Raw genomic sequence first — 13,631 nt, 5'->3', positions numbered from 1 at the left:
GGGAGGAGAAAAAGATTATGGAAAAAAGAACACTTGCACAAATTGAAGCTGAAATTGCAGCAACAAAGGCTGAACTCAATGATGTTCATGGAACAGAAACAGAAGTTTACGCACGCATCGTAGGTTACTATCGTGCCGTAAAGCATTGGAACAGAGGTAAGCGCGACGAGTTCGACCAGCGCAAAATGTTTACTCTCGAAGCAAGTAAAGAATATGACATTACTGCTGCAGACTGCGCATGTGAAGCAAAAGCTCCTGCTAAGATGTCTGCTATGACAACAGTAACTGATACAAACAGCGTTACATATGAGATGTATACTAGAAAAACCTGCCCTAACTGCCCACCAGTAAAAGACTTTATGGCTGATCTTGATATGCCAGGACGTTCAATTGACGTCGATACAAAAGAAGGTCTTGCTGAGGCTGCAAAGAAAGGTGTATTCGCATCTCCTACAGTAATCTTCTACAACGAGGCTGGTGTTGAAACAGCACGCTGCCACAACGTTGAAGAACTCGAAGCTGTATTCAGCAAGGTAGCAGTTTCTGCATAATATGTCAGAACTTGACCTTAATAAACCTGCAGGCGTACTTGTAAAAACTACTTGTGTAGATTTTCCGGGACGTGTTGCAGGTTCTTTTTTTCTAAAAGGCTGTAATATCCGCTGCCCGTACTGCTACAACATTGGGCTTGTGCTTGAAGATTCTGCTTACGACACAGAACCTTTAAGCACCGTAGCAGAGCTTTTTGCTCACCTCGAAAAGCGTCAGGGTATTTTAAGCGGCCTTACCATCAGCGGCGGAGAACCGCTTCTTAATCCTTATACTCCAGTAATTATCCGTAAAGCCCGCGAGCTTGGCTATAAAATCAAAATAGACACAAACGGAACCTTACCAGAAAAGCTCCGTGCCCTTGTAGAAGATCCAGAGCTCCACCCGGACTTTATTGCAATGGACATCAAAACAACGCCATCGCGCTACTCTACTTTGATTTGCGGAGACAAGTCTCCTTTCTTTGGTAAATCTGATTATTTTGAAAACGTATTACGCGAGAGCGCAGAGATTGTAGCAAGCTATTCTGCAGACTGCAGAGAATGGCGCACAGTGCTTGTTCCAGGTCTTGTTACAAAAGATGATATTACAGAGATCGCCAAACTGCTCCCGCAAGATGCCAGCTGGCAGTTCGCGCAGTTCATGAATAAAAACTGCCTGGACCCTGCGTATAATGATATTTATCCATATTCAGATCAGGAAGCAGCGGAATTGATTGATTACGCAAAATCATTAATTCCAGGCAGTGCACTCAGATAATATCTTTTACATCACACGTGCAAATTCTTTGACAATCTGAGGAATCAATGTTTCCACGCGCCCATTGCAGCTCATACCGCTTGCATTCTTATGTCCGCCGCCGCCAAACTTTGCCGCAACCGCAGATACATCAATCTTATCCTGAGAACGGAAGCCGCCTGTACAGGTTGTCAGAGTGTCCTGGCGTAAGAAGACAACTGCTTCTACCCCCTTTGCAGAAAGCATCAGCTGATAAAGAGAATCGGAATCTCTTCCTTCAAGCCCCCACTTCTTTGTATCTTCAAGTGTCTCGTATGTAACTACAAGGCGGCCATCAAGATACTTTTCAGCACGGCCCAAAAGGATTCCCAAAAGCTTACGGGTTGAATATGGTTTTCCGGAATTAATTTCTCTGTAGGTAGTTCTTGGATCTGCTCCGTCTGCAACAAGTCTGCTTACTGCTGCAAATACCGGAGCAGAGTTTTCTGTAAGAAAGCGGAAAAAGCCTGTGTCAGTACAGATTCCAAAAAATAAAATCTTTGCAAGGTCTGTAGGAACACTTCCAATAAGAGCTTCATAAAAAAGCTGAACAAGAAAGGCACAGGCTGGAGCATCAGGATTAATTACACCCTTTATGTCTCCGCCAATTTCACTTGTTTTGTGATGATCGATAATAAAAGTATCAAAGCCCTTTAAATCGCCATCAATATCACCAAGACGAATTATTTCTGAACAGTCTGCAATAATTAGGCCTGTAGCCTTACGTTCTGCTTCATCCTGGAATGTCATCTCTGCAGAAAACTTTTCCTGCCAGCGGATAACCTCATTTCTCTTAAAAGGACCAGCAGAAAGCAGCTGATAGGGTTTTCCAAAATGATCGAGAATAGCAGCAATTCCAAGACAGGAAGTAATACAGTCTCCGTCAGGTTCTTTGTGTCCAACTATAAAAAAGAAATTGTGACTGTTAATAAATTGTTTAAAATCATCAATATTGTTTTGTGACAGTTCTAACATGTATATTTCCGTAAAAAAAAATTAAATCTGAAATTCTTGCAAAGCAAAAAAAAAGAGGGTCTCAAAACCCTCTTTATATAATAGCGTATTTCAGCTTATAAATCCAAGTCCTCTAAGGTATCTTTATCAGCTCCTTCAAGATTCTTTCTTGAATCAACCATACCCCAGATCGAATTACTTTTGTTCATTGGAATTGAAAGTATAACTCTCTTAAACTCACCGCCATCTTTTACAACGGTCATATAAGAACCAATTGATGTTTTTACGGAACGGAACTTAAGTTTACGTGGAGCATCTGGAGTACCATGTGCCCAGTTCTTTGGAACAATCACTGTCCCTACTCCAGTTTTATTCTTCTGATAGATAATTACATATCCGTCTTTACCTTCAAGTATCTTAAGAACCGGAACATTTACATAAGATATATCTGTCCACTTTCCTTCTGTACGAGCTGGAGCAGATGCGCTGTTATTGTTATCAGCAAAAATTGCTGTTGTGAACAATGCAAAGAGTGCAAGTATCATCAATATTTTCTTCATAATAACTCCTGATTTTCAACATAACCACTTTTCCAGTAGTAATCTTAATTATAAACCGATTATTTTATTTTAACAACAATTTTATTTTAAAACAAAAAAAAATCCGAATACCTTAGTATTCGGATTTTAGTTAGCGACTAATGGGATTGAACCATTGACATCACGGATATGAGCCGTGTGCTCTACCAACTGAGCTAAGTCGCCAAAAGATGTTGCTATATTATCATTTTGAATAATTCTGGTCAATAGCTTCTGTCTTAAAATTTAAAAAATAATTATAACAAAATTTTATATGTTTACGTAAACATTTTTCTTTCTTTATGAACAAACTTGCCTTAAAATTAATAACGGGATGTTATTGCTGCAGGACCTACCTATCCCTTAATACCAAACCAATACTAAAAGAGGTACCCAATGAAACAACAAGACCTGAATCAGCTGATTGAAAGTTTTCAACGCGGATTGTTGAGCGAAAAAGAAACTGTAGACAAAGTCTGCAGCTTCGTAACCCAAAATTATCCTATCTATGGACTACACAAATATGATGAAGATTTCAGACAGGATGTTATTCTAAAACTTCTGGAAAGAGGCCCGCATCTACTACATCTGTTTAACCCCAACTACGGAGATTTCTTTACCTTTCTGTACTGCTTTGTCAGCACAATCATCAATACAAAAGTTAAAAGTCGTATTGTACATTCTATGAAAGAAAAACTGTGTCTTGAAGAAAGTATAGATAATTTTGATGAAAAAGCAATTAAATACCATAGAATAGATTTTAAGCATTTTGAAGAACCAAAAGTACCCTATGCTCCTCGTAAAATACCTGCTGAAGAACTTCAGAATAGTCTTAAAGAACTCAGTCTAAAACACCAGGATAAAAAGATTCTGATTCTCGCATTAAAATCATCTTATTATCTTACAGATGAACAGATTGAAAGAATCAGCAGTTTATATGGAATTGAACCTGAATATTTTTATGATATGGTTCAGCACTGTAAAGACACGCTTACAGACAAACACGACAGGCGTGAAAAAGCTCAGGAGCGAAGAAACTTTGCTTATTTCCATCATAAACGCTACAACAGGATTATTCAGAAGCTAAAAACAGAAGACTATTCTGAAGAGCAGTTTTCAATGGCAAAGGAATATGAAAACAAAGAGAAGAAACATCTTCGCAACTGGAACAGACTAAACAAAGCTTTTGAAGAAGGACATCTTTACCTTCGCCCTACTACAAAAACGGTCGCAGACTTAATGGGGATTTGTGAGAGGCAGGTAAATTACTATATAAACTGTGCTAAAAAGGAATTTGGAGAAAATCTGTTAAAGAAAGCTGAAGATGGCTTATGATTGTTTCAAAGGTAGATTTTCATTATATTTAGATTATGAAAATTTACTTAGCAACCGGAAACAAGAATAAGAAAAAGGAAATGTGTGAACTTCTTCCCGAACACACAATTCTTATACCTTCAGATGAAGGAATTGATTTTGATCCTGATGAAACAGGAACAACCTTCTATGAAAACAGTCTGATTAAGGCCCGTACACTTTATGATATTGTACACTGCCCTGTAATTGCAGACGATTCGGGAATATGCGTGGATGCCCTGGGTGGAGCTCCAGGCATTTTTTCTTCAAGATATGCAGGCCCTGACTTTATGCATGGTAAGCCAGACGGCACAAAAATCTCTCAAGAAGAACAGAATATCTTCCTTATTCAGCAGACAAACGAAGCAATCAAAAATGGAAACCTTCCAAAAGGCGCTTACCTTCACGGAGAGCGTTCCTGCCACTATACCTGTGCTATGGTAATGTACTGCGGTACAGACCGTCTTTTCGTTGCCCAGGAAACCTTTGAAGGCGCTTTGATTGACGACATCTCAAAACAGGCCGGAAACGGTGGTTTTGGCTATGATCCTATCGTGTTCCTCCCGGAATATGGTAAAACAGTAGCTCAGATTACCGCAGATGAAAAGAACGCAATTTCACATCGTGGAAAAGCAGTTCGTGCCCTCAAAAAAATTATCGATATTTTATAAATTTTTATTAAAGTATTTCTCCTAACTTGCCGATATTTAGTGTAGAAGTGTTATGACTGTATCGACTTCGCTGAAGCAGCAGTCAGGCGCCTCGGGCAAAAATGTGTAGATGTAGCCTTGTAAAACATTTACGCATTTTTGCATCTTTTTAACAGAAGAAAGGATTCTTCTGCTCACATTCCAAGGAGGAATACTATGGTTATCAACCACAACATGTCGGCAATGTTTGCCAATCGTCAGCTCGGAGTAACAGGTCTCGGTCTTAACAAAGACATGGAGAAATTATCTTCAGGCGAAAGAATCAACCGTGCAGGTGATGATGCTTCAGGACTCGCAGTATCTGAAAAGATGCGTGCTCAGATCCGCGGTTTGAACCAGGCTTCACAGAACTGTTCAAATGGTATCAGCTTTATCCAGACAACAGAGGGTTACCTCCAGGAAACAACTGACATCATGCAGCGCATCCGTGAACTTGCAGTTCAGGCTTCAAACGGAATCTACTCTGAAGAAGACCGCATGCAGATTCAGGTTGAAATTTCGGCACTTGTTTCTGAAGTTGATCGCGTTGCAAGTTCCGCTCAGTTTAACGGAATGAACATGCTTACTGGCCGTTTCGCACAGCCAATGGGAGAAAATGTTGTAACTGCTTCTATGTGGTTCCATATTGGTGCTAACATGGATCAGAGAGTACAGGTATTTATCGGTACTATGTCTGCAGCAGCTCTCGGAGTTCGCGAACTTGGTTCAGAAGAAAAGCTTTCACTTGCTACACCGGAAGATGCCAACCGCGCAATCGGAACTATTGACGAAGCATTGAAGAAGATCAACAAACAGCGTGCTGATCTTGGTGCTTATCAGAACCGTCTTGAGCTTACAGTTAGAGGATTGGATATTGGAGCTGAAAATCTTCAGGCTTCAGAATCTCGCATCCGCGATACTGATATGGCTTCTCAGATGGTTGAGTTCACAAAGAATTCTGTACTGCAGCAGGCAGGTACTGCTATGCTGGCACAAGCTAACAGCCAGTCACAGAATGTTTTGAGCTTGCTCAGATAATCGCTTGTCTTTGCTAAGATAGTGAGATATAATTAATAGTCGTCAGAAATGACGGCTATTAATTAGTGCGGTGTTTTTTTTTGTGAATCTCCCCTTTTCTTTTCAGCAAAAACATCGTAGAATTAATAATATAACTTTGTTTATATTATCAATGTACCTGTTCAGAGGTGCATAGTTCTTTGACATAAGTGCCACCATGTAGCGCTGGTGACGGCAGGAACAGTCGGTTTTGCAAAAGACTGACTATTCCTGCTGAATGGTCTGAAACTAAATCAGAGGCGCAGTACTGGTTTAGCCTTCACCTGCAGGCAAAAAGCACGAGGCTTTTTGTTTTAAGTAAACATGGAGGCACTAATATGATTATTAATCACAATATGAGCTCACTCTATGCAGATCGTGTGACTAACATTTCTAATGAGTCAATCATGAAAAACATGGAGAAGCTCTCTTCTGGTGAACGCATCAATCGCGCCGGAGACGATGCATCAGGACTTGCTGTATCTGAAAAGATGCGCAGCCAAATCCGTGGTTTGAACCAGGCTTCAAAGAACATCCAGAATGGTGTTTCTTTCATCCAGACAACAGAAGGTTATCTGACTGAAACAACAGACATTCTTCAGCGTGTTCGCGAACTTGCTGTTCAGGCTGCAAACGGTATCTACAGCGATGAAGACCGCATGCAGATTCAGGTTGAAGTATCACAGCTCGTTGCTGAAGTAGACCGCATTGCCAGCGTTGCTCAGTTCAACGGTATGAATATGTTGACTGGACGCTTCGCAGAAGGCGGAGACACAATGCAGTTCCAGATCGGTGCAAACACAGATCAGAATGCACGCGTGTACATCGGCACTATGACTGCTGCTGCTCTTGGACTCAAGGGTGCTCAGGGTGGTGACGAACAGATTTCTATTGCATCACCAGACGAAGCAAATATGACACTTGCAACTGTTGACGCTGCTTTAACAAATGTTAACAAGCAGAGAGCAGATCTTGGTGCATATCAGAACCGCTTCGAAATGGCTGCAAAAGGCGTAAACATTGCTGCTGAAAACACCCAGGCTGCAGAAAGCCGTATCCGTGATACAGACATGGCTTCTGAAATGGTTGAATTCACAAAGAACAGCATTCTCACACAAGCTGGAACCGCAATGCTCGCTCAGGCTAATAACCAGTCACAGACTGTATTGGCTTTGTTGCAGTAGACTAATTAAAAAAAATGAATTAAAGAGATAACTGGATGTCATCTTTTTGATTTGAAATATGGAAGGAAGGGGTATGCGCCCCCCTTCCCTTTCCATTTTTTTCAAGGAGGAGAACTATGAATACTATTAATACGAATTCAATGGTTCATGTGGCAATGGATGGCCAGTCTCTTTACAATACAAATAAGAATTCAGCTAGCAATTCTGTACAACAGCAGGTTGCAGCGGCTTCCATAACTCCCACAGGAGCCCAGGTAGCGCAGAATATAGAGCAGAATATTGCCGAAATAAAAGCAGATTCTCAGGCGCTGCAGAAAATGACTGAAATGGTTGGCGGAAACAAGCTTCAGTTCAGTGTGAACAAAGAACTTGGAAGTGTTGTAGTTTCAATCGTAGATTCAACAACAAATCAGGTTATCAAGCAGATTCCGTCAGAAGACATGCAGAAACTTAAGCTTCGCATCAGAAAAGCTATTGGCTCAATGTTCGATGAAGTGATTTAAATATGGCTGGACTGAACATACCAGGCGTTACTGATCAGTATAATACTAACGATACTGTAGAAAAGCTCATGAAAATTGAGCGCATCCCTCTAACAAGGGAACAGGATCAGTTAGAAAGTTTAAAAACTGAAAAGGACGCCTGGCGCGACATCAATTCAAGACTTACCTCTCTCAGAGATAACACAAAGACTCTCTACTCTTTCGAAAATCCTTTTAACAGTAAATTAACATCCTCAACAGAAGAATATGCAGTTACTGCAGAGGCTAATCGAAGTGCAAGTTTACAGTCTTTTAAAGTTGATGTTCTTCAGGCAGCGTCTTCAGACCGTTTTCTTACTGACGAATTGGAAAATGATTTTAAAGTTCCAACAGGAACCTACACCTATAAGGTTGGAGAAAAACAGATAAGCTTCAACTGGAAAGGCGGTTCTCTCAAAGACTTTTCTGCCGCAATCAATAAACGCGGAAACAACGTAATTAAATCTTCAATAATCGGTGCTAGTGCCGGTAAAAAATCTCTTTTAATTGAAGCGGTTCCAACAGGAAAAGAAAACCGCCTCATTTTTGAAGATGACGCAAAAACATTTGCCTTTGATTCAGGCATGGTTGATAAAATCAAATCACAGACTCAGAGTTTTTCTGAATCTCAGAATGAAATACTTCCTGTAAATCCTATTGAATATGACGAGCCGGTTTATATGCCGCCTCTTTCTCTTACAAATACAAAATATGATGAAGAAAAGCAGACTGCTACAGTTGATCCACGCGGTGCTTATCAGGTAAAGATTCCTGAGAAAATACTCCGTGATACAGACCTTCATCTTCAGTTTACAGTTACTCAGAAAGAAACAGAAGATATTACTCCAGAAATCAATAAAACCTTATTACAGCCGGAACTTCCTGACGCAGGAACAGCTGAATACGAAGGTATTGTTATTTCAAATAATCTTTCTGATACAAACCTTAACTTACCGCCAGAACCTCCTGCTCCACTCGAGCCTGTAAAGACAAATCAGATTCTTTACGCAGTAATGGAAGACGGTTCTGAAAAAGAAATTCCTTACACACCTGCAGAAGACGGAAAGCCGGCCCAGATAGACGTAAAGCTTTCTGACTATTCTGGAATCAAAGCACTTGCTGTAAGAAATAAAAACACCGGTACATCTTATGAAATCTCTAGCATTACAGCACTGGATCCTGTAAAGGATTTAGGATACGGACCAAAGCATCCGGTTTCAACTGCTGATGATGCAATCATTAAATACGAAGGAATTACAATTACAAGAGCTTCAAATAAGATTGATGATGTAGTTCCTGAAATTACACTGAACATTCACGACAAGACAGAAAAGACAGCAACAATTTCTGTAAAGCCGGATGTTGATTCTTCAAAGACCGCAATCATTGAATTTGTTGGTAAATATAATCAGGCAGTTGCAGAATTAAACATTCTTTCTCAAAACAAGCCGGAACTTATTGAAGAGCTTGATTATCTTACAAAAGATGAAAAAGATGCTGAACAGAAAAAACTTGGACTTTTCCAGTCTGATTTTTCTCTGACAAATATAAAATCAAATATGGCTTCTACAGTCTCTGCTAAATATCTTTTCTCTGATACAGCAGAAATCACAATGCTTTCTCAGCTTGGTATTGCAACAAATGCCTCTGGATATTCTGGAGGATATTCTCAGAGTAAGCTTCGCGGTTATCTTGAAATTGATGAAAAGAAACTTGATCAGGCACTTGAAAATCATCTTGATGATATAAAAATGCTTTTTGGTTATGACTCAGACGGAGACCTGATTGTAGACACAGGAATTGCTTATAAGCTTGATAAACAGCTTTCAGCATATACACAGACCGGAGGAATTCTTGCAATGAAAACCTCCTCTCTGGATTCTAAAATCAAAAGTTCTGAATCTAAAATTGCTAAGCTTGAAACACAGATGGCAAAAAAAGAAGCTGAGCTTAGAAATAAATATAGTCAAATGGAAGGCTCGCTGAACAGCCTTGAAGCACAGCAGAACACAATCTCTAACTTCACAAAGCAGCAGCAGAATCAGAAATAAGTAAGGCAGGTAAATTATGATTGAATTTTACATAAACGGACAGCAGGTTGATGTTCAGATTGAAGATGAGCAGACAATTGGAGATGTTCTCAAATCTTTTGAAAGCACTTGTGAAGAAAACAATGCCGCAGTAATTGGAATTACTGTAGACGGCAAACAGATTACAGCTGATATTTTTGATGAAGAAGCTGCAAAGCCTCTTGGACAGAATACAAAATTTGAATTTTCAATCGTAACAGTTAATGATATTAAGGCTTCATTTGCAAAGCTTTCTGAACTCTTTAACGAACTTGCAGTTCAGATGGAAGGCGTGCCAGTTTCACTTCAGAGCGGCAAAAATCTTGAAGTAAGTGAATCAATCAAAAAACTTGCAGACAGCATTGATCAGTTCTGCCACATTGCAACACTTGCTTCCCTCTTCCCGGAGACCTTTACAAACGAAAGCATGAACGGAGCAAACTTCAAGGAATTCTTTGCAGAGTTCTCACCAATACTTAAGGATTTTGAAGATGCATTACAGAACAACGATACTGTAATGATTGGAGATCTTTCAGAATATGAAATCTGCCCTAGATTAAAGGACATTTCAAAGGCTCTGAAAGAAATGTAACAGGCCGTAATCGACCTTAGCAGGAGGTTTTATGTTTTTATTAGGTTCAGGCTCGGGCTCTCCTATTGAGGCCAGACAAACACACGCACCAGATATTTTAATCATAATCATCCTTCTTGCTATCTTTGCTGTAATTCTTGGAATAGCTTTTATTATCTATATGAAAATCAAAAACTATTACAAGTCTGAACAGTATCTTGAAAAAGAACGCAGTCGAAAAACTAAATTCAAAGATATTCAAAAGCTGGCAAAAGATAACAATCTTTCTACAGTTGAAATGAACACTCTCTGGGATGTTTGTAAAATCACAGACTGTAATAACATTCTTTATTCAGTAAAAAGCAATAACGAAGTAAATGAATTATTCCACACTGCTTATGATCTTATGAAACAGCAGAATCTTTTTACAGATCAAAAGATGAATGATTTCTTCACTACTCTGTTTAAGCTTGAAATGATTGTTGCCCAGTATAAAAAGGTTGTTTCAACAAGACAGATTGCTGAACAGACTGTAATCTTTTACATATCTGCAGAAGGCGAACAGTATCCGTTTACAGTTACCCAGAATCTAAAAGATTTCTTTACTGCAGAAATTCCAGAGTTTATCTATAAATCACCTAGAAGACCAGAACTGCTTACAAGAAGCCGTTTTACTTTCCGTACTTCTGATGGTCTTTCTTATAACCTGGTAACAAGAATTATCCGTTACAACGAAGGAAATGATGGAAAATTCTATATGGTACTCTCTCATTCAGAACAGCTTGAATGTCAGGCACAGCGTCATTACAAACGAGACTTCTTTGAAAAGGAATGCCACTTTAAGGCTGTTAAATACGATGCAAATGCAAAGAACAAAGAAGACATGTATTCCTTCTCTGAAAAATCTTACAACGGAAAAATTACAAACATCTCTGCTGGTGGTTGCTGTATTCAGACTGAACTTCCTATCAAAGAAAAGCAGTATATTGGCATAATACTTCCGGATACTGGAATTGAAGAGACTATTGTTGGAATTATACGAAGAACAAGAAGACTCCCCACAGGCCGTCTTGCCCTTCATATTCAGTTTGTACAGATTTCCCTTGCATCTAAAAACAAGATTCATACCCTTGTTTATAAATATGAACTTTAATGGTCATGCTGAACTTGTTTCAGCATCCGTTTTTGTAGACACCATAACAACCCATTAAAAAAGACTTGATAACACAACATTTTTGGAGTATTCTATAAGAATATGAGAGTCATTGAGCTACAGAATATTCAGCGTGAAGAAGGTCAAATTTTCTATCTCAGAAAATACACTTGTGATGCTGTAATGGAATTTCCTACAAGCACAGACACAGTTCAGATTTTTTTCAGCATTGAAACAAGCCCTATGGGAAAAAAGATTATTGAGCTCTCATTCCCACAGCCTATTAATTACCCGCTCATACCGGTAAAAAAGGCATTGCTTGAATATATATTTACAGAAGAGCTTGAAGGCAGACTGCCTTGTTAACATTCACAACTAAATCTCCAGAAGAAACAATTGCGCTTGGCGTAAGAATTGGAAATAAACTCAAAAAGGGCGATGTTATTGCCATGCAGGGAACTCTTGCAGCAGGTAAAACAACAATCACTAAAGGTATTGCACAGGCACTTGGAATTACAGATACCATTACAAGTCCTACCTTCTGTCTCATAAGCGAATACTACGGAAAAATGCCGCTTTATCATATGGACGTATATCGTCTTGAAGGCGGAGAAGATTTCGTAAACCTTGGTACAGATGATATGATTTATGGTGATGGTGTAAGCATTATTGAATGGTCTGAAAAGATTATGGAAGAACTTCCTAAAAGAACTATAATTCTTCGCCTTACACCACAGGACGACGGCAGCCGCCTTATTGAAATTGAAAACTGGAATAATGGGGAAATATAATGAACATTTTAGCTTTAGATTGCGCAGTAACCAGAATCTCACTTGCAGTAAAAACAGAATCAAAATTCATTTCTGCAACTTATGACATTGGAATGCGTCAGTCTGAAATTCTTGTTCCTTCTATCGATGAACTTTTAAAGAAGGCTGAAATCTCCCCTTCTGAATTAAATACTACAGCCCTTACACTTGGACCTGGAAGTTTTACAGGACTTCGTCTTGGTATTTCTGCATTAAAAGCAATTGAGCTTGCATATAATGTTCCTGTATACGGAATCTCAAGCCTTGAGGCGTATGCATACCCATATCTTGATTTTAACTATCCTGTAATCAGCTGTATTGATGCAAACAAAGATAAGTTTTACTGCCGCATTACTGATGGTGAAAAAACTGTTCTTGAAGACGGTGACTATGAAATTGAAAAGATTGTGAGTGCAGCTCAGAACTTTGATACAATGCTTATCTGCGGTCCGGACTGTAATAAACTTGCTGAACAGCTTCGTACTGCGCTTCCACAAAAAAAATTTCTGCTGCCTGCAACACCTGCAATGACAGCAGAATCTTTAATTTCTATTACTGAAAAGCTGATTGAAAAAGGGGCGGAGCCTCTTAAAGACTACGATGGCCCTGTTTACTTAAGAGCCAGCGAAGCCGAAATTAAACTCAACAGTTCTATTTCTTAAGAAGCTTACTCAAGGCGCTCATTGCACTGATTGCCTTTTCATTTCCAGAATCCTGGTCCTGTACAACAGCGGCCTTATTTTCTTTCTGGATGGCATCAAAGACTTCCTGACGGAATACCTTTACATCTTTTGGAGCTTCAACACCAATCTTTACCTGATCTCCGTGTACGTCAATCAGAGTGATTGTAATGTCTGTTCCAATTTTAATTTTCTCATCGATTTTTCTTGAAAGGATAAGCATCAGCACCCTCCTTTCATATTCATTGCCTGAACGATATCAACTTTTGTAGACCATCTGTTATCTGTGAGAATAGCCTGCATACATTCATGGTTTTTCTTGTTGATTACAAGAGGGCCCTGAAAGTTTGCAGTAATTGCAGACCCGTCATGTGGCACAGTCACAATTGTCATGATAATAATGTCTTCAGGTTTTGTAATTCCAATCTTCTTTAATGAAGCATCATCAATATCAGTTTCATAATCATTGCAGATTAAGAAAGGATCAACAATTAAAAATGCAAGATTTGGATCTTCGCAAGACTGAAGCCAGATAAACGGCTCGTAGTCTGAATCTACAAGTGCATATTTTTTAAACTGTTCAAAACCAAAAAGTCCTTCTGGAATTGTAATAAGTCTGTCATCAGATACACTAATTTTTCCACGGGCTTTAGTTATAATTTCCATCTAAATCTCCTGTTTGCTTTTA

17 protein-coding genes and 1 tRNA gene are annotated in these 13,631 nt (G+C 39.2%); 13 read left to right on the top strand and 5 right to left on the bottom strand.

Going from position 1 to position 13,631, the window contains the following annotated elements; genetic code table 11:
• The first annotated feature begins 17 nt into the window (after nucleotides 1-17).
• Both BM161_RS03070 and BM161_RS03065 read left to right on the top strand, forming a co-directional pair.
• Complete coding sequence (locus BM161_RS03070) at nucleotides 18-551, top strand: glutaredoxin family protein (RefSeq protein WP_074930405.1); 534 nt, start codon at nucleotides 18-20, stop codon at nucleotides 549-551.
• A gap of 1 nt (nucleotide 552) precedes the next feature.
• On the top strand, nucleotides 553-1,308 hold the full coding sequence (locus tag BM161_RS03065; protein WP_074930403.1) for a radical SAM protein: 756 nt from the start codon (nucleotides 553-555) through the stop codon (nucleotides 1,306-1,308).
• Nucleotides 1,309-1,314: 6 nt separating this feature from the next.
• Here the strand turns inward: BM161_RS03065 and BM161_RS03060 are convergent, their stop codons facing one another.
• The 3 genes from BM161_RS03060 to BM161_RS03050 all read right to left on the bottom strand — a co-directional run bounded on the left by BM161_RS03060 (nucleotide 1,315) and on the right by BM161_RS03050 (nucleotide 3,044).
• Complete coding sequence (locus BM161_RS03060; protein WP_074930400.1) at nucleotides 1,315-2,301, bottom strand: DHH family phosphoesterase; 987 nt, start codon at nucleotides 2,299-2,301, stop codon at nucleotides 1,315-1,317.
• Between the two features lie 95 nt (nucleotides 2,302-2,396).
• Complete coding sequence (locus tag BM161_RS03055) at nucleotides 2,397-2,840, bottom strand: DUF2147 domain-containing protein (RefSeq protein WP_074930398.1); 444 nt, start codon at nucleotides 2,838-2,840, stop codon at nucleotides 2,397-2,399.
• Between the two features lie 131 nt (nucleotides 2,841-2,971).
• Nucleotides 2,972-3,044: transfer RNA gene (locus tag BM161_RS03050), tRNA-Met, on the bottom strand.
• A 210-nt stretch (nucleotides 3,045-3,254) separates the two neighbouring features.
• On the opposite strand from BM161_RS03050, the gene BM161_RS03045 reads away from it, so the two are divergent.
• From BM161_RS03045 to tsaB, 11 genes are all read left to right on the top strand, one after another.
• Nucleotides 3,255-4,193 carry a hypothetical protein gene (locus BM161_RS03045; RefSeq protein WP_074930397.1) on the top strand — a complete coding sequence of 313 codons (939 nt, stop codon included), beginning with the start codon at nucleotides 3,255-3,257 and terminating at the stop codon, nucleotides 4,191-4,193.
• Nucleotides 4,194-4,228: 35 nt separating this feature from the next.
• Nucleotides 4,229-4,882 (top strand): non-canonical purine NTP pyrophosphatase, encoded by a 654-nt coding sequence (locus tag BM161_RS03040; RefSeq protein ID WP_074930395.1) that lies wholly within the window; start codon nucleotides 4,229-4,231, stop codon nucleotides 4,880-4,882.
• 195 nt (nucleotides 4,883-5,077) lie between these two features.
• Complete coding sequence (locus tag BM161_RS03035) at nucleotides 5,078-5,938, top strand: flagellin N-terminal helical domain-containing protein (protein ID WP_074930393.1); 861 nt, start codon at nucleotides 5,078-5,080, stop codon at nucleotides 5,936-5,938.
• A 356-nt stretch (nucleotides 5,939-6,294) separates the two neighbouring features.
• Complete coding sequence (locus tag BM161_RS03030; RefSeq protein WP_074930391.1) at nucleotides 6,295-7,140, top strand: flagellin N-terminal helical domain-containing protein; 846 nt, start codon at nucleotides 6,295-6,297, stop codon at nucleotides 7,138-7,140.
• 116 nt (nucleotides 7,141-7,256) lie between these two features.
• A complete protein-coding gene (locus BM161_RS03025; RefSeq protein ID WP_074930389.1) occupies nucleotides 7,257-7,643 on the top strand; it encodes a flagellar protein FlaG in 387 nt (128 codons plus the stop codon).
• 2 nt (nucleotides 7,644-7,645) lie between these two features.
• Nucleotides 7,646-9,712 (top strand): flagellar filament capping protein FliD, encoded by a 2,067-nt coding sequence (gene fliD / locus BM161_RS03020; protein WP_074930387.1) that lies wholly within the window; start codon nucleotides 7,646-7,648, stop codon nucleotides 9,710-9,712.
• A gap of 16 nt (nucleotides 9,713-9,728) precedes the next feature.
• On the top strand, nucleotides 9,729-10,322 hold the full coding sequence (locus tag BM161_RS03015) for a hypothetical protein (protein WP_074930386.1): 594 nt from the start codon (nucleotides 9,729-9,731) through the stop codon (nucleotides 10,320-10,322).
• A gap of 31 nt (nucleotides 10,323-10,353) precedes the next feature.
• Entirely contained in the window at nucleotides 10,354-11,454 is a 1,101-nt protein-coding gene (locus tag BM161_RS03010) for a PilZ domain-containing protein (RefSeq protein WP_074930384.1), read from the top strand.
• 102 nt (nucleotides 11,455-11,556) lie between these two features.
• On the top strand, nucleotides 11,557-11,820 hold the full coding sequence (locus BM161_RS03005) for a hypothetical protein (RefSeq protein ID WP_074644814.1): 264 nt from the start codon (nucleotides 11,557-11,559) through the stop codon (nucleotides 11,818-11,820).
• Nucleotides 11,814-12,245 (top strand): tRNA (adenosine(37)-N6)-threonylcarbamoyltransferase complex ATPase subunit type 1 TsaE, encoded by a 432-nt coding sequence (tsaE, locus tag BM161_RS03000; RefSeq protein ID WP_074930381.1) that lies wholly within the window; start codon nucleotides 11,814-11,816, stop codon nucleotides 12,243-12,245. Before BM161_RS03005 ends, tsaE begins: the two co-directional genes overlap by 7 nt.
• Nucleotides 12,245-12,925: a tRNA (adenosine(37)-N6)-threonylcarbamoyltransferase complex dimerization subunit type 1 TsaB gene (gene tsaB, locus BM161_RS02995; protein ID WP_074930379.1), complete on the top strand. Its 681-nt coding sequence runs from the start codon at nucleotides 12,245-12,247 to the stop codon at nucleotides 12,923-12,925. Before tsaE ends, tsaB begins: the two co-directional genes overlap by 1 nt.
• Here the strand turns inward: tsaB and csrA are convergent.
• Together csrA and fliW are read right to left on the bottom strand one after the other, a co-directional pair.
• A complete protein-coding gene (csrA, locus tag BM161_RS02990) occupies nucleotides 12,915-13,166 on the bottom strand; it encodes a carbon storage regulator CsrA (protein ID WP_074930377.1) in 252 nt (83 codons plus the stop codon). The two genes, tsaB and csrA, sit on opposite strands and share 11 nt — an antisense overlap.
• Nucleotides 13,166-13,609 (bottom strand): flagellar assembly protein FliW, encoded by a 444-nt coding sequence (gene fliW, locus BM161_RS02985; protein ID WP_074930374.1) that lies wholly within the window; start codon nucleotides 13,607-13,609, stop codon nucleotides 13,166-13,168. Before fliW ends, csrA begins: the two co-directional genes overlap by 1 nt.
• Nucleotides 13,610-13,631 lie beyond the last annotated feature (22 nt).

It is taken from the genome of Treponema bryantii, from assembly GCF_900113965.1.
GTDB classification, from domain to species: Bacteria; Spirochaetota; Spirochaetia; order Treponematales; family Treponemataceae; genus Treponema_D; species Treponema_D bryantii_A.
Note: the sequence above shows the minus strand (reverse complement) of the source record. Positions and strands in the feature narration are given on the sequence as shown.